The sequence below is a fragment of the Nonomuraea ceibae genome (assembly GCF_019396325.1).
Classification (GTDB): domain Bacteria; phylum Actinomycetota; class Actinomycetes; order Streptosporangiales; family Streptosporangiaceae; genus Nonomuraea; species Nonomuraea ceibae.
This window is the reverse complement of sequence record NZ_JAHKRO010000049.1, coordinates 1-14,699: the sequence shown is the minus strand read 5'-3', so window position 1 is coordinate 14,699 and position 14,699 is coordinate 1. Positions and strand designations below refer to the sequence as shown.

The window sequence follows — 14,699 nt, the reverse complement described above, 5'->3', positions numbered from 1 at the left end:
CGTCGTGCCCGGCCGGGTCAGCCCGCCGAGGAGACGACCGACTCCAGCGTCGCCACGATCTCCTCCGCGAACAGCAGCGCCGCCGGGCCGTGGCCGTGCTTCCCGCGCCGGACGAGGGAGAGGATGTTGTTGCTGAAGGCGCGGTCCCGGACCGGCCGGTAGGCCAGGCTGCCGTTGTGCTGCTCCTCGGCGATGTCGAACCGGCTGAGGAACGCGACGGCCGCCCCCGAGGCGGCGAGCCGTTTCATCGTCTCGATCGAGTTGGTGTGGAAGGCGGGCTCGACCCTGAGCCCGGCCTCGGCGAAGGTGTCGGCGATGATGCCGTGGATGAGCATCGACCGGTCCGCGAAGACGAGCGGGTAGGCCGCGCAGTCGGCCAGCGGGATCGACTCGCGGCGGGCCAGCGGGTGCTGCGGCGCGACGACCGCGCCGAGCCGGGTGTCGAGCTGCCAGCAGGTCTCCAGCTGCGGGGAGGCGGGGATGTTGAAGCCGAGCGCGAGATCGGCCTCGCTGTCCACCATGGCGCGCAGGATGTCGTGGGTGGACAGCGCCCGGATCGAGATGCGCACGGCGGGATGGCGGGCGTAGAAGCTGACGGTCGCGGCGGAGACGATGCCGCTGGCCAGGCCGGTCATCGTGGCGATCACCACGTCGCCGCTCGGAAGCGCGTGCAGGTCGCGGATCTCGGTCACGGCCTCGCGGTACTCCTGCATGGTCCGCCGCACGTGCGCCAGCAGGACCTCTCCGGCGGGGGTGAGCCGCATGCCGCGCGGCAGCCGCTCGAACAGCGGCTCGCCGAGCTCCTGTTCGAGGACCAGGATCTGCCGGTTGATCGCCGACGGGGCGATGTGGAGCCTCGCCGCGGCCGCCCGGATGGAGCCGTGCCGCGCGACCTCGTCGAGGTACTGCAGCAGGCGTGAATGGAGCATGGGGCCTCCTCGTCCCGACTGTACGCAAAAAGCGTACAGTCCGTGCGAAAACGGCTGCTTGTCAGCAACGGTGGCGTGCCCTTTCATGTCCTCAACGCGACAAGAGCGGCGATGAAGTGAGGAAACGCATGCCCCACGACAAGACGGCCGACCTGCCGGCCCACTACGACCACGTCCGGATGATCTTCGACATTCTGCGGGGCGAGCGGGAGGCGGATCTGCTGCTGCGCGACCTCAACGTCCTGGACGTGCACGGCGAGGCCGTCCACCAGGGCTCGATCCTCGTCCACGGCCAGCGCATCATCGCGCTGGACCCGGACGAGTCGGTGGTGCGGGTGCGGGAGGTCTTCGACGGCCAGGGCCTGTACGCGATCCCCGGCCTGATCGACGCTCACCTCCACTTCGACGCCCAGCTCGCCCACCCGGCGGCGTTCGGCGAGGCGATCGTGCCCAGCGGCACCACGACGATCTTCGCCGAGACGCTGGACTTCGCCAGCGCCGCCGGCGACGAGGCGATCGAGGCCGCCCAGGCCCTGTTCAAGGACCACGAGAAGCTGCCGTACCGGATCTACGCCTTCGCGCCGGGCAAGAAGACGTCGGTCGACGTCACCGCCGCCATGCTGCGGATGGACCCGGTGATCGGCCTCGGCGAGCTGGCCCACCTGTCGTACATGACGGGCAACGACGACGACTTCCGCAAGGCCGCGCTGGGCCGCGCCAACGGCGGCTTCGTCAACGCCCACTGGGGGGTGACGGCGCTGCCGGACATGCTGCTCAACTACCTGCCCGCGATCGGCGCCCACAACAACCACGACGTCTGGAACGAGGAGGACATCGACAAGAGCGTCCGGTACGGGTTCCACACGCAGATCAAGTTCGGCGTGGGCAGCCCCGAGGTGATCAGGACGATGCTGCGCGCCATCGTCAGGCGCCGCTGGCCCGCCGAGAACTTCCAGCTCTGCGCGGACAACATCTCCGTGGACCGCGTCCTGACCAAGGGCCACATCGACTGGGTGATCTCCCTGGCCGTCGAGATGGGCGTCCCGCCGATCCAGGCGATCAAGATGGGCACCCTGTACGCCGCCCGCTCCTTCGGGATGGACCACGAGTTCGGCTCGCTCGCCCCCGGCCGCTTCGCCGACATCGTGCTGACCGACAGCCTGTCGAAGATCAACCCGAGGTACGTGTTCAAGGGCGGCGAGCTGGTGGCCCAGGACCGCAAGCTCCTCAGGCGGGCCGGCCTCGACTACTCCGGCATGGTGAAGCAGCCCAGGCCCGGCCTCACCGGCCTGACCCCTGACCAGCTCGACCTCACGCCGATCGAGGTCTCCGCCGACGGGGAGCGGGCCAAGGTCCTGCTCTTCGACGTCTACGGGCGCGGCCACCTCAAGTTCGCCCAGGAGGTGTGGGTCCCGTTCCGGGACGGCGCGGTCGTCCCCGAGGTGGACGGCGTCCGGCTGAACCGGATCTCCGTCGTGCAGCGCTACGCCGACGGGACGCGCCACATCGTCAACGGCCTGTTCAAGGGCGTCTCGATCGACCGCGGCGCCGTCTCCACGTTCTGGCCGGCCCCCTTCCCGTACTTCGTGGTCGTCGGCGCCGACAGCGGCGAGATGTGCGCCAACCTCGAACGGCTCGACGCCTACGTCGGCGGCTGCGTCGTCACCGAGGACGGGCAGGTGCGGGCCTCGCTGCCGCTGGACATCTACGGCGTCATGGCCGACATGGACCTGCCCGAGCTGGTGGACGCCACCCGCTCGATCGACGCCGCCCTGGAGAAGCTGGGCCACCGCAACGAGGGCGAGCCGGTCGTCAACAAGCTCCTGACCCTGTTCATCTCGCTGGACCGCTTCGGCTTCATGGTCTGACGACAGCGTTTCCGTATCCGACCGAGTGTCAGCGGGTGCCGGTCACCTGACACGTAGCCGAGGAGAGACTGTGCTACAGAACGAACACGATGCCGGGGTCGCTGACACCGGAAGCCTGGTGCGGCGCTGGATCACCTACGCCGCCGGGATCTACGTGCTGACGCTCGGCGTCAGCCTGGCCATCAGGGCGGGCATCGGCATCTCGCCGCAGAGCAGCCTCACCCGCACGATGACCCTGGTGCTGCCGCCGATCAGCCAGGGCACGTTCAACTTCCTGCTCGAACTCGTCATGCTCGGGCTGACGTACCTGGTCATGCCGAAGGACTTCAAGGCCAGGAGCTTCCTGTCGCTGATCCCGGCCCTGGCCCTGGCCTCGTTCCTGGACCTGAACCTGATGCTGACGGACTGGATCGTGGTCGAGCCGTACGCCGGCCGGTTCGCGCTCCTGGTGTTCGCGGACGCGACGCTCGCGTTCGGCCTGTTCCTGATGATCCGCGCCAACCTGGTGCTCATGCCGATCGACATGTTCGTCAACACGATCTTCAAGCGGACGGGCTGGAAGTGGGGCAACATCAAGACGGCCTTCGACTGCACGCTGCTGGTCACCTCGGCGGCGATCGGGCTGATCTTCCTCGGGGCACCGCACTTCATCCGCGAGGGCACCATCATCAACGGCATCCTCGTCGGGCAGTACATCCGGCTCTACTTCTTCCTGTTCGCCCGGTTCTCCCGTAACAGGGAACGGTAGCGGTGCGCCACCTCGTGGAAGGCCGCCTTGGGCGTCCAGGCCGGGTCGTCGCCGTCCGCCACCTTCACGATGCCGAACCCGGCCTTGTCCAGGTCGAGCCTCGGGTCGTCGCGGTGCGGGAAGCCCCGCATGGCGAAGGTGAACACGAAGCACCCGTGCACGCCGGCGTCGTCGTAGAGGCCGATCAGCTCGCCGAGGTAGGCCGCCTGCGTGCGCTCGTCGCGTGGGTGGTCGCCCCGGATCTCGGGCTGCTCGGCGAACCAGCGGACGATGCGGAACGAGGCCGCCCCGCGCAGGTCGGCCCCGGTGAACGCGCCGCAGCCGAACTCGGTGACGACCACCGGCCGGGCCTGGTCGCGCACCAGTGACCGCAGGCGCCGTTCGTAGCCCGCGTGGTCGTCGCCCGAGCGGTAGAGGCTGACCCCGGCCACGTCGAAGCGGGACCAGTCGACCTGCTCCCAGCCGGCGGCCGCGTAGCTCAGCGGGCCGTGGAAGACCTGCCGCGCGCACCGCGCCGCCCGGTCCAGGAAGGCGTCCAGCTTCCGGGTGATGCGGCGGCGCAGCAGGCGGCGGGCCCGCAGGATCGCCAGCAGCCGCAGGTAGGACCAGGGCAGCGGCACGATCCCCGGGGCGGTGTGGGAGAACTCGCTGCCCACCAGCAGGGTCACCCGATCGGGATGCGCGGCGCGCAGGCGTTCGGCCGCCGTGGCCACCCGTTCCAGGTGCGCCAGCACCTCGGGCCGGGGACGGTCACGCAGATGCGGCCGGACCCAGATCTCCAGACCGGCGTCCAGGGCCTGCTCGGCGGCGCGGATCAGGCGCTCCTCGTCGGTGCCGATCAGCATCACCGCCGTGCAGTGCAGCTCCTCGCGAATCACCCGCAGGTCCCGCCCGACCTCGCCGGGTGGCGCGTCGTCCACTAGGTACGACACGCCGCGAACGGTCAGCATCGGATCCTCCTCACGCGGGGACGTCGTCCCGCCGGTCGCCGCCCTCGCGGTGGTGGCCGCGCTGGGCGTCACGGTCGAAGATGCCCAGGATCTCGCACGGTCCGCCTTCGGCGCCGATGGCGTGCGGCGTCATCGTGGGGAACTCGGCGGCCTGGTTGGCCTCCAGGCGCAGGCGGCGGTGGCCCAGCATGAGGACGGCCGTGCCGGACAGGACGACCAGCCATTCGCGGCCCGGGTGGGCGCGCATGCGGGCCGGGTTGGCGGGCGGCGGCTCGGTGATGCGCCGGCGCATCACGGTCATGCCGGGATCGGCCTTGACGGGCCAGCGCATCAGGCCGTGGGCGGCGTCGATCGTCGGGCTGGTGACGACGTCGTCGGCGGCGGTCTCGACGAGCTGGTCGAGGGAGGTGTCCAGGGCGCGGGCGAGGGTGACGAGCTGGTCCAGCGCGAGGCGGCGGCGGCCGTTCTCGATGCGGCTCAGCGAGGACTGGCTCATCCGGGCGCGGGTGGCCAGCTCCTCCAGGGACCAGCCCTGCGCGACCCGCAGCGCGCGGATGCGCGTGCGCACCAGGTGGTCGAGATCCTCGTCCTCTTGCGTCATGGGCAACAGCTTATGCCTGCGGTGCAAGACCGACGGGCCAGACGAGCCCTTGACTTCATGTTGACATTAACTTGCACACTTGCCTCACGCCAAGCGATCACTGCTAGGGAGGCAAGAGATGTTCGACGTCGTCATCGTCGGCGGGGGCCCGGCCGGGATGTCCGCAGCGCTGGCCCTGGGGCGGGTGCACCGATCGGCGCTGCTGCTCGACGCCGGGGAGGGCCGCAACGCCGCCGCCCAGAACGTGCACAACTTCCTGACCCGGGACGGCACGCCGCCCGGCGAGCTGCGCAAGCTCGGCCGCGAGGAGCTGGCCGCGTACCCGTCGGTGCGGGCCAGGACCGGGACGGTCGCCGAGGTCAGCGCGCGGGACGGCGAGGGGTTCCGGCTGGAGCTGTCCGGCGGCGACACGGCAGGCGACACGGTGGGCGGCACGGTGGGCGGCACGGTGGGCGGCACGGTGGAGGGGCGGCGGCTGCTGCTGGCGACCGGGCTGGCCGACGAGCTTCCCGGCCCGCCCGGCGTGCGGGAGCTGTGGGGGCGCTCCGCCTTCCACTGCCCCTACTGTCACGGCTACGAGTGCACCGGCAGGCGGGTCGCCGTGCTCGGCACCGACCCGTCCCGCGTCCGGCTGGCGCTGCAGCTCAGCCGCTTCGCCGCCGGCGTCGTCCTGTGCGCCGACGGCCGGCCGCTCGACCCGGAGGCGCGGGCCACGCTGGAAGGGCACGGCGTCGGCGTCCGCGAGGAGGCCGTCACCCGCCTGGAGGGCGACGGCGGGCGGCTGGAGCGGATCATGTTCGCGTCCGGGCCGCCGGTGGAGCGGGACGCGGTGTTCGTCGTCAACGTGCCGCGCCAGCGCTCCGGCCTGGCCGCCCGCCTGGGCTGCGCGGCCTTCGCCGACGGGTGCGTGGAGGTGAACGAGTTCGGGCAGACCAGCGTGCCCGGCGTGTACGCCGCGGGCGACATGGCGCGCCGGGCCAGCGTGCCGGTGCCGCTGGCCGCGGTGATCGCCGCCGCGGCGAGCGGCACCGTGGCCGCGGCGGTGCTCGACCAGGACCTGCTGAGCGCCGACTTCGGGCTGCCGAACCCGTTCGCAGGGGCCGGGCGATGACGCGCACGGACGTCGCCCCGGCGGTGACGCGCGGCGGCAACGTGCCGCTCGCCACTGCCGGGCTGCTCATCGGCATGCTGCTGTCGATCCTGGACCAGACCGTGGTGGCGGTCGCGCTGCCCGACATCGCGGCCGACCTGGGCGGCCTGGACGCGATCGGCTGGATCGTCACCGCGTACGTGCTGACCTCGACCGCGACGGGCGCGCTGTACGGGCGGCTCAGCGACCGGTTCGGCCGCCGCGCGGTGTTCGTGACGGGGGTCGCGATCTTCGTCACGGGCTCGGCGCTGTGCGGCTTGGCGCGGACGATGCCCGAGCTGATCGCCGCCAGGACGTTCCAGGGCGCCGGGGCGGGGGCGCTGTTCGTGCTGCCGACGATCGCGCTGTCGGAGCTGTACCCGGCCCGGCTGCGCAGCCGGGTTCAGGGGTTCACCGGCGGCGTCTTCGCGCTGGCCAGCGTGGGCGGGCCGCTCGCGGGCGGCGCGATCACGGACGCGTGGGGGTGGCGGTGGATCTTCTACGTCAACCTGCCGCTCGGCCTGCTCGCCGTCGCGCTGGCCGCGTTCGCGCTGCGGCTGCCCAGGACCGGCGGGAACGGCCGCGTCGACCTGGCCGGGGCCGTGCTGGTCGCCGGCGCGATGGTGAGCCTGCTGCTGGTGGCCGAGTGGGGCGGCCGCGCGTACGCGTGGGACTCCGGCGTGATCCTCACGCTGGCGGCGGCCGTGGTGGCGCTGGGCGCGCTGTTCGTGTGGCGGGAGCGTCGCGCGGCCGACCCGCTGCTGCCGCCCCGGCTGTTCGCCGATCCCGTGCTGCGGGTCGCGCTGCCCGCGACCGCGCTGCTCGGCGCGCTGCTCGGCGGCTCGACCGTCTACCTGCCGACGTACCTGCAGGCCGCGTACGGGATGGGCGCGACGCAGGCGGGGCTGGCGCTGAACCCGTACGTGCTGACGTTCATGGCGGTCTCCTCGCTGGCCGGGGCCCGGATCGGCGCGAGCGGCCGGTTCCGGCCGTACCTGCTCGCCGGCGCGCTGATCGCGGCGGCGGGGTTCGGGCTGCTGAGCCTGCTCCGGCCCGGCACTCCGTACGTGCTGCTGGCCGTGGTCCTCGGCGTGCTGGGCGTCGGCTTCGGGCTGCTGATGCAGAACCTCGTGGTCGTCGCGCAGAACGCGGCCTCTCCGGCGGACCTGGCCGCGACCACGTCGGCCGTGGTGTCGGTCCGCGGGCTGGGGCTGTCGCTGGGCGTGTCCGTCTTCGGCAGCGTCCTGGCCCGCGAGCTCCAGGGGCGGCCCCCGGGCCCGCGGGCGACCGCCGCCGCCGTCCCGGAGGTGCTGTTCTGGGGCGCGCCGGCCGCCCTCGTCCTCGTGGCGCTGCTCGCGCTGCTGCCGCGCACCGTGAACCGCGCGTGAAGCGGGCCTGCCTGAGGTACCCCCGCGTGGGCTAGCCTCACCCGCATGGCCCTCGCCTCGATCCCCAGCCCTCCCGAAGCGGTCTGGCATCTCGGATTCCTCCCGATCCGGGCGTACGCGCTGTGCTTCATCGTCGCGATCGCGTTCGGCATCTGGCTGAGCGAGCGGCGCTGGCGCGCCCGGGGCGGCGAGAAGGGCGTCATCGGCGACATCGCGTTCCCCGGGGTGATCTTCGGCCTGGTCGGCGCGCGCCTCTACCACGTCATCACCGACTGGCAGACGTACTTCGGCGAGCGCGCGATCAAGGAGCCCTACCAGGCGCTGTTCATCTGGGAGGGCGGGCTCAGCATCTGGGGCGCGGTCGCGCTGGGCGGCGTGGGCGTGTGGCTGGCCTGCCGCCGCCGGGGGCTGTCCCTCGGCGAGGTGGCCGACACGGTCGCGCCCGGCATCGCGTTCGGGCAGGCGATCGCGCGCTGGGGCAACTGGTTCAACCAGGAGCTGTACGGCTCGCCGACCACGCTGCCGTGGGGCCTGGAGATCGACCGGGCACACGGCGGCGAGCCGGGCGTCCTCTACCATCCGACGTTCCTGTACGAGTCGCTGTGGAGCCTGGCGCTCGGCTTCGCCCTCCTCTACGCCGGCAGGCGGTTCGCGCCGCGCCCGGGGCGGCTGTTCGCCCTCTACGTGGCCGGTTACACGCTGGGGCGGTTCTGGATCGAGGGGCTGCGCATCGACCCGGTGGGCGGGGTCGACCACGCGGTGACGCTCCTGGGGCTGCGGATCAACCAGTGGACCTCGATCGCGCTGTTCGCCGGCGCGCTCGTCTACCTCTGGGCGACCCGCGACAGGGCCGCCGCCAAGGCGGCCTGAGCCTCCGGCGGCCCGGGAGCGCCCCTCACCCCTTCAGCCCGGTGTGGGCCAGGCCCTCGACGAACTGCTTCTGCGCCAGGACGAACACCACCAGCACCGGCAGCGCCGTCATGGAGGCGGCGGCGAGCTGGACGTTCCACATGGGGCCGCCGTAGGCGTCGACGAACTGCGTCAGCGCCTGGGGCAGCGTGAACTTCTCCGGGCTGGAGAGGAACACGATCGGCTCCAGGTAGAGGTTCCAGCTGTGCAGGAAGGTGAAGATGGCCACGGCCCCGAGGGCGGGGCGGGCCAGCGGGAGCCCGATGCGCACGAACGTGACGAACCGCCCCAGGCCGTCGACGGCCGCGGCCTCCTCCAGCTCGCGGGGCAGCACCAGGAAGAACTGCCGCATGATGAAGGTGGCGAGCACGCTCGGTGCGCCCAGCATCGGCACCAGGACCAGCGGCCAGTGCGTGTCGGTCAGCCCCCAGCCGTGGAAGAGCTGGAACAGCGGCACGATCGTGACCTCGCTCGGGATGAGCAGGCCGGTCAGCACGATCACGAACAGCACGTTCGACCCGCGGAAGCGGATGCGGGCGAAGGCGTAGCCGGCCAGTGCGGAGACCACCAGCGTGCCGGCCGTGACGACCGCGGCGATGTAGAGGCTGTTCCAGTACTGCTGCGCGAACGGCTGCAGCTCGAAGACCTGCCGGTAGGCCTCCAGCGTCGGCCGCCCCGGCCACAGCGAGGGCGGGAAGGCGAAGATCTCGCTCACCGGCTTCAGCGACGAGGTGGCCATCCACCAGGTCGGGAAGACGAACGGCACGCACAGCACGCACAGCAGCCCGTACAGCAGGGTCTTACGCCTCATGGAACACCCACCTCCTGCGCATGCGCCACTGCAGCAGGGTGAGGGCGAGCACGATCACGAACAGCAGCACCGACAGCGTGGCCCCGTAGCCGAAGTGGTGGAACTGGAAGGCCTGCTGGTACAGGTAGTAGACGAGCACGGTGGTCGAGGTGCCGGGGCCGCCCTGGGTGAGCACCGCGATCTGGGCGAACACCTGCAGCGACCCGGCGACCGTGATGATCGAGGTGAGCAGCACGGTCGGGCTGATCATCGGCAGCGTGATCCGCCGGAACCGGGTCCACGCCGAGGCGCCGTCCAGCCGGGCCGCCTCGTACAGGTCCTTCGGCACGCCCTGCAGCGCCGCCAGGAAGAGCACCATGTTGAGCCCGACGTTCTTGAACACCTGGACCACGATCACCGAGACCGTCGCCCACGAGCCGGAGCGCAGCCAGTTGGGCCCCTCGATGCCGGCGGCGGCCAGGATCGCGTTGATGCCGCCGTTGTTCTGCAGCAGGAACCCCCACACGATCGTCCAGGCCACGAGCGAGACGACCACCGGGGAGAAGAACAGCGTCCTGAACACCGTGGTGCCGCGCAGCCGCTGGTTGAGCAGGACGGCCAGCAGCAGCGCCAGCGCGAGGTTGAGGACGACCAGCCCCACGGAGAAGAGCCCGGTGGCCGTCAGCACCGACGCCATGTTCGGGTCGTTCAGCAGCCGCCGGTAGTTGTCGGCGCCGACGAAGGTGAACGTGTCCGCCAACACGTTCCACTCGTTGAGGCTGTAGGTGAGGACGAGCCCGAGCGGCAGGAAGACGAAGAGCAGGCTGCCCGCGAGCTGCGGCCCGATGAAGAGGTAGCCGAGCAGGTGGTCGCGCCGCCGGGCGGTCCACCAGCCCGCCCGGCGGGTCACGGACAGCGCCATCACTTGGCCAGCATCGGCTGGATGGCGGCGCAGACGCCCTTCATCACGGTCGCCACGTCGGCGTCCGGCTGCCACAGCTGGTCCAGCCCGGCGCGTACGGCCTGGCTCAGCTCGGCCTGCCCGGTGTGGCTGGGCTTGACGCGGCCGGCGGCGATGCCGTCGACCACGACGTCCTGGAGCTGTTCCGGCTTGAGCAGCGGGTTGCTCTTCGCGAGCGAGTCCGCGGTCAGCAGCGGCTGCCGGGGCGGAGGGAAGTACTGGGCGAGCTTGGCGGAGTTCTCCGGGTTGGTGAAGAAGGCCAGGAAGTCGGCGGCGGCCTCGGCGTTCCTGGACTTCTTGAGCACGCCGATGCCGGCCTGGCCGATCACGCTGTACGCGCCCTTCGGCCCGGTGGGCAGCGTCACCAGGTCCCAGCCGAAGGCGCCGTCCTGGAGCAGGGAGGCGCGGGAGATCTGGGTGATCGTCATCCCGGCCTCGCCGGCGAAGAAGTCGGCGGTGGTGCCGGGGGCGGGCATGGCCTTGCCGGTGAAGATCGCCTTGTGCAGGAAGCCCATCGCCTCGATCATCTCGGGCTTGTCGAAACCGCAGGTCCTGCCGTCCTCGCTCCACGCCTCGGCGCCCCAGCCGCCCCAGACGGCGGCCAGGTTGTCCCAGCCCTTGTAGTCGAAGTCGCGCACGACCAGGCCGGCCTTGCCGGTCTTCTCCTGCACGGCCGAGGCGATCTTGACGGCCTCCTCCCACGTCCAGCCCTTGGCCGGCACGCTCTGCCCGGCCTTCTTGAGCAGGTCGGTGTTGACGAAGACGCCGAAGGGCGAGGTGGAGAACGGGTAGGCGTACAGGGCGCCGTCCTTCTGCCACAGCCTGGTGGTGCTGGGCGCGAGCTCCTCGGGCTTGACCAGGGTGTCCAGCGGGACCAGCGCGCCGGAGCCGACGAAGTCGGGGGCCGAGTTCTCGAAGATCCACGCCAGGTCCGGGGTGTTGCCGCCGGCGATCTGGGTGGTGAGCGTGGTCGTGTAGGTCTCCACCGGAAGGGTGTCGTACTTCACCGTGACGTCCGGGTGGGTCTTCCGGTACGCGGCCGCGATGTCGCCGAACAGCTTGAGGTGGGCCTCGTTGCCGGTCCAGATCGTCATTCGCAGCGTGACGGGGCCGCCCTGCGGCTCGGCGGAGGATCCGCAGGCCGCGAGGGCCAGCGTGCCCGCCAGCCCGAGCGCGGTCACCTTTGTGCGCATGTCGTTACTCCTTGCGGGGGGTTAATAACCGGAAATATCCGGCCAGTGCAGTTCGATCCCCTGGGCCTCCAGGCGGTCCTGGAAGCGGGCCAGCAGGTCTGGATCGTTCCGGACGGCGCGCGGCGGCACCGAGCTGTCCAGGCAGAAGGCGGCCAGCGCGCCCGCGGCCTCGCCGATGTTCCACTCGACGGGGTGCAGCCGGTAGCAGCCGTTGGTGATGTGCGTGGTGCCGAGGTTCTTGCCGGCGGGCAGGAGGTTGTCCACCCGGCGCGGGACGAGCGCGCCCAGCGGGATCTCGAACGGCGCGCTCGGCACGTCGATGTAGTTGTCGCCGCCGGTCGAGGGGTGCAGGTCGATGCGGTACATCCCGATCCCGGCCGAATCACCGTAGCGTGCGCCCTTGACCACGTCCTGCTCGACCACGGTGTGCTCGGCCAGGATGCGGCGCGACTCCCGGATGTAGGGAGCCTGGGCCAGGCCGTCGGCCGAGCCGGTCACGTCGCCGCGCAGCCGCAGCCCCGGCCAGCCGGTGCCGCCGTCGGGCCGCGGGGCCTCGGTCTGCAGCCAGTACAGGACCGAACGGGACAGCTCGCGGGCGGCGGCCACGTGCTGCGCGGCGTCGGGCACGTCGAAGGCCGGGCCGAGCACGTAGTCGATCATCGGCCAGTTGACCAGGCAGATGTCGCTGGCGTACGCGCCCGGGGTGAACAGGCGGCGGGCGGCGATCCTGCGGAAGGTCCACAGGTTGCCGTCGCCGGGGTTGCGCCGCTGGTCGGCACGGACCAGCAGCGGATCGTCGTCCGGGTTGGGGGTGAAGCTCCGCTCGCCGATCTCCAGCGTGCGCGGGTTCGGGCTGCGCCAGCCGAGCAGCTTGCCGCCCCAGAAGGGCAGCTCGAAGTCGCGCCAGAAGTCGTACGAGGCGGGCCGGTCGACGGTGTGGTCACCGTCCATGTGGTCGACCGCGAAGCAGACGGAGATCGCCTGCATGTTGAGCGGCTGCGCCTCGGCGGGGGCGCTCGGCTCGCCCGTGTCGTCGCGCGACTCGAAGCCGGTGACGTACTCCGTGCCGGTCAGCGGCAGCAGCTCGCCGGTCTCGGTGGCGTCCAGGACGTAGGGCGCGGTCACCACGACCTCGTCCCCCTCGTGGCGCAGCCGTACGGAAAGGACGCGGTCCCCGTCGGTCTCCGCCGCCAGCGGCGTGCACGGCTGGAGCACGGTGAGCCGCCCGCTGCCCCGGTAGGGGGCGAGCATGGCCTCGATGACGGCCAGCGCCACCCGGGGCTCGTGGCAGATCGGGCTCACCCAGCCGGCGCCGGGGTTGAGCTCACGCCAGGCCCGCGCGGGCTCGGTGAGGGGGAAGTGGCGGCGGTAGTAGTCGCGGATGCCGTCGCGCAGCGCGCGGTAGCTCGCCGTGACGCCGAACTGCTCGACCCAGGTGTGCTCGTCCGGCGGCACCGCCTGGCTGGTCAGCTGCCCGCCCAGCCAGGCGTGCTCCTCGGTGAGGATCACCCGCCGTCCGGCTCGGAGCGCCGCGAGCGCCGCCGCCACTCCCCCGAGGCCGCCTCCGACGACCAGCACCTCGGTGCTCAGCTCACGCAACGTTGTTCCTTCCCAGGGTCAGACCCTTGACGGGTTCGCACGGGAGCAGCCGCTGGACCGGGCTGCCGCCCTCGATGAGTTCGGTGAGGACCTCCACCGCCTGCCGTCCCATCTCGGCACGGGGGATGCGGAAGCCGGTGAAGTCGATGTCGGTCGGCGCGGGCCTGGTGGGGTCGCCGAGCGTGACGATCGACAGGTCCCCGGGCACGGCCAGGCCGCGCGCCCTGGCCGCCTGGAGGATGACCGCGCCGTCGGCATACTCCTCCACGAAGATCGCGGTGGCGTCGGTGCCGAGCGCGTCCTCGGCGTCCGCCGGAGGGAGGGTGACGGCCTGGAGCCCGGCCGTCCCCTCCTGGAATCCGCGGTGGCGGTCGGCGAACGACTCGGCCCCGGCGCCGTGCCCGACGTACGCGAATTTCTCATGACCCAGGCCGCGGGCCCCCTCCACCAGCTCGCGCACCACGCTGCCGTAGTCGGCGCCGACGTAGGAGACGGGGCCGCCCGCGTCGTCGCGGCGGCCCACCGAGACGAACGGGTAGCCCTCGGCGACCAGCCTGGCCAGCTCCTCCCGGTCGAGCTCGCGGCCGAGCAGGACGCAGCCGTCGGCCAGGCGCAGGCGGTGGTCCTGGTGGTAGATGCGCTTGCGGCCGTCGACCAGCGGGGCGCTGGTCAGCAGCAGCAGGTCGCAGCCCACCTGCTCGGCCGACTCCTCGATCCCGATGAGGAACGGGTGGTAGAAGTCGCCCGTCGCGCTCGGGAAGACCGGCTCGTAGGTGAAGACGCCGAGGATCCGGTTCCGGCCCGCCGCCAGCCGCCTGGCCAGCGGGTCGGCCACGTAGCCGGTCTCCCTGATGACGCGCAGCACCCGGTCCCGGGTCTCGGCCGGGATCCTCGTCTCGGCCCCCGGCCGGTTGTTGAGCACCAGCGAGACCGTGGTCTGGCTGACGCCGGCGAGCCGGGCGATGTCGCGCTGCGTGATGCGTCCCATCTCACCTTCCTTCAGGTAATGCGCATTAGCAGTGGAAGAGAGTGTCCGGTACGCGTCTCGTCACCGTCAAGGGGCGGGGCGGGAGTAATACGGATTAGCAGGCGGCCAGCAGTCGAACGTGATCGCGGCATCGAACGTGCCGTCGTGCGGCGCCCGCAGCACGTGCAGCCGCCGCCTGCCGTCCCGCAGGCAGGCCACCGAGGTCACGGCGAACGCGGCCGGCCGTGCCGCGCCCCAGCTGAAGCGGACCACTCCCCCGGCGCGGCGCGGCTCCAGCCCGCCCGCGGTCGCGGCCGCCGAGACCGCGCGGACCGAGCGGCGGACCTGGCCGCCGGTGATCCGCACGTCGGCGACCACCGAGGCGTCCGGTGTGCGGTGGCGCGGCCGGTAGGGGTTGCCGCCGAGGAACTCCACGGGCATGGCGCCGTCGGCGTCCGGCCGCCGGCCGGGGAGGGCCGTCGCCCAGCAGCCGTGGTCGTCGTCGTTCGGCGACTGGATGACCGTCCCGGCGACCGGGTGCCACACGCTCGCCCGGCGGGGTGGCGGCCGTCAATCGAGCTGATACGAATCAGCGGGCCCGGGGGGTGCCGCGCGGAGGCGGGGGGACGCCTCCGCCTCCGCGCGGTCTACGTCAGCTCGTGGTGCA

The 14,699-nt window shown here is 71.9% G+C and carries 14 protein-coding genes; 5 read left to right on the top strand and 9 right to left on the bottom strand.

The genetic code is table 11. The features are described 5' to 3' along the window. Positions 1-17: 17 nt before the first annotated feature. Positions 18-929, bottom strand: coding sequence for a LysR family transcriptional regulator (locus tag KME80_RS26985; protein WP_219509059.1), 912 nt, complete (start codon positions 927-929; stop codon positions 18-20). Between the two features lie 128 nt (positions 930-1,057). Here KME80_RS26985 and KME80_RS26980 point away from each other — a divergent pair, with 128 nt between their 5' ends. Continuing rightward, the gene (locus KME80_RS26980) at positions 1,058-2,797 is read left to right on the top strand and encodes an adenine deaminase C-terminal domain-containing protein (protein WP_219509057.1); all 1,740 of its coding nucleotides are present in this window, start codon (positions 1,058-1,060) and stop codon (positions 2,795-2,797) included. A gap of 70 nt (positions 2,798-2,867) precedes the next feature. Next, positions 2,868-3,545 (top strand): YczE/YyaS/YitT family protein, encoded by a 678-nt coding sequence (locus KME80_RS26975; RefSeq protein ID WP_219509055.1) that lies wholly within the window; start codon positions 2,868-2,870, stop codon positions 3,543-3,545. On the opposite strand, the gene KME80_RS26970 is transcribed toward KME80_RS26975, so the two are convergent. Then, the gene (locus KME80_RS26970) at positions 3,500-4,495 is read right to left on the bottom strand and encodes a glycoside hydrolase family 113 protein (protein ID WP_219509053.1); all 996 of its coding nucleotides are present in this window, start codon (positions 4,493-4,495) and stop codon (positions 3,500-3,502) included. The two genes, KME80_RS26975 and KME80_RS26970, sit on opposite strands and share 46 nt — an antisense overlap. 10 nt (positions 4,496-4,505) lie before the next feature. Continuing rightward, complete coding sequence (locus tag KME80_RS26965; RefSeq protein ID WP_219509050.1) at positions 4,506-5,096, bottom strand: helix-turn-helix domain-containing protein; 591 nt, start codon at positions 5,094-5,096, stop codon at positions 4,506-4,508. A 118-nt stretch (positions 5,097-5,214) separates the two neighbouring features. On the opposite strand from KME80_RS26965, the gene KME80_RS26960 reads away from it, so the two are divergent. Genes KME80_RS26960 through lgt form a run of 3 tightly spaced genes read left to right on the top strand, consistent with a single transcriptional unit; the run spans position 5,215 to position 8,483 of the window. Beyond that, entirely contained in the window at positions 5,215-6,207 is a 993-nt protein-coding gene (locus KME80_RS26960) for an NAD(P)/FAD-dependent oxidoreductase (RefSeq protein WP_219509048.1), read from the top strand. Then, positions 6,204-7,613 (top strand): DHA2 family efflux MFS transporter permease subunit, encoded by a 1,410-nt coding sequence (locus tag KME80_RS26955; RefSeq protein ID WP_219509046.1) that lies wholly within the window; start codon positions 6,204-6,206, stop codon positions 7,611-7,613. Before KME80_RS26960 ends, KME80_RS26955 begins: the two co-directional genes overlap by 4 nt. A gap of 45 nt (positions 7,614-7,658) precedes the next feature. Next, positions 7,659-8,483 carry a prolipoprotein diacylglyceryl transferase gene (gene lgt / locus KME80_RS26950; protein ID WP_219509044.1) on the top strand — a complete coding sequence of 275 codons (825 nt, stop codon included), beginning with the start codon at positions 7,659-7,661 and terminating at the stop codon, positions 8,481-8,483. Positions 8,484-8,508: 25 nt separating this feature from the next. Here lgt and KME80_RS26945 read toward each other — a convergent pair whose 3' ends face one another. From KME80_RS26945 to KME80_RS26920, 6 genes are all read right to left on the bottom strand, one after another. Beyond that, a complete protein-coding gene (locus KME80_RS26945) occupies positions 8,509-9,333 on the bottom strand; it encodes a carbohydrate ABC transporter permease (RefSeq protein WP_219509042.1) in 825 nt (274 codons plus the stop codon). Further along, on the bottom strand, positions 9,323-10,234 hold the full coding sequence (locus tag KME80_RS26940) for a carbohydrate ABC transporter permease (RefSeq protein WP_246645849.1): 912 nt from the start codon (positions 10,232-10,234) through the stop codon (positions 9,323-9,325). Before KME80_RS26940 ends, KME80_RS26945 begins: the two co-directional genes overlap by 11 nt. Next, positions 10,234-11,466 carry an ABC transporter substrate-binding protein gene (locus tag KME80_RS26935; RefSeq protein ID WP_219509040.1) on the bottom strand — a complete coding sequence of 411 codons (1,233 nt, stop codon included), beginning with the start codon at positions 11,464-11,466 and terminating at the stop codon, positions 10,234-10,236. Before KME80_RS26935 ends, KME80_RS26940 begins: the two co-directional genes overlap by 1 nt. 21 nt (positions 11,467-11,487) lie before the next feature. Then, positions 11,488-13,065 (bottom strand): FAD-dependent oxidoreductase, encoded by a 1,578-nt coding sequence (locus KME80_RS26930; protein ID WP_219509039.1) that lies wholly within the window; start codon positions 13,063-13,065, stop codon positions 11,488-11,490. Then, on the bottom strand, positions 13,058-14,053 hold the full coding sequence (locus KME80_RS26925) for a LacI family DNA-binding transcriptional regulator (protein ID WP_219509038.1): 996 nt from the start codon (positions 14,051-14,053) through the stop codon (positions 13,058-13,060). Before KME80_RS26925 ends, KME80_RS26930 begins: the two co-directional genes overlap by 8 nt. Positions 14,054-14,119: 66 nt before the next feature. Next, complete coding sequence (locus KME80_RS26920) at positions 14,120-14,578, bottom strand: hypothetical protein (protein WP_219509037.1); 459 nt, start codon at positions 14,576-14,578, stop codon at positions 14,120-14,122. Positions 14,579-14,699: the final 121 nt, after the last annotated feature.

Excerpts from the sequence above, each read along its gene's own strand:
- KME80_RS26985 (WP_219509059.1), bottom strand. The coding sequence starts at position 929 with ATGCTCCATTCACGCCTGCTGCAGTACCTCGACGAGGTCGCGCGGCAC.
- KME80_RS26980 (WP_219509057.1), top strand. The coding sequence starts at position 1,058 with ATGCCCCACGACAAGACGGCCGACCTGCCGGCCCACTACGACCACGTC.
- KME80_RS26970 (WP_219509053.1), bottom strand. The coding sequence starts at position 4,495 with ATGCTGACCGTTCGCGGCGTGTCGTACCTAGTGGACGACGCGCCACCC.
- KME80_RS26965 (WP_219509050.1), bottom strand. The coding sequence starts at position 5,096 with ATGACGCAAGAGGACGAGGATCTCGACCACCTGGTGCGCACGCGCATC.
- KME80_RS26960 (WP_219509048.1), top strand. The coding sequence starts at position 5,215 with ATGTTCGACGTCGTCATCGTCGGCGGGGGCCCGGCCGGGATGTCCGCA.
- KME80_RS26955 (WP_219509046.1), top strand. The coding sequence starts at position 6,204 with ATGACGCGCACGGACGTCGCCCCGGCGGTGACGCGCGGCGGCAACGTG.
- lgt (WP_219509044.1), top strand. The coding sequence starts at position 7,659 with ATGGCCCTCGCCTCGATCCCCAGCCCTCCCGAAGCGGTCTGGCATCTC.
- KME80_RS26945 (WP_219509042.1), bottom strand. The coding sequence starts at position 9,333 with ATGAGGCGTAAGACCCTGCTGTACGGGCTGCTGTGCGTGCTGTGCGTG.
- KME80_RS26940 (WP_246645849.1), bottom strand. The coding sequence starts at position 10,234 with ATGGCGCTGTCCGTGACCCGCCGGGCGGGCTGGTGGACCGCCCGGCGG.
- KME80_RS26935 (WP_219509040.1), bottom strand. The coding sequence starts at position 11,466 with ATGCGCACAAAGGTGACCGCGCTCGGGCTGGCGGGCACGCTGGCCCTC.
- KME80_RS26925 (WP_219509038.1), bottom strand. The coding sequence starts at position 14,053 with ATGGGACGCATCACGCAGCGCGACATCGCCCGGCTCGCCGGCGTCAGC.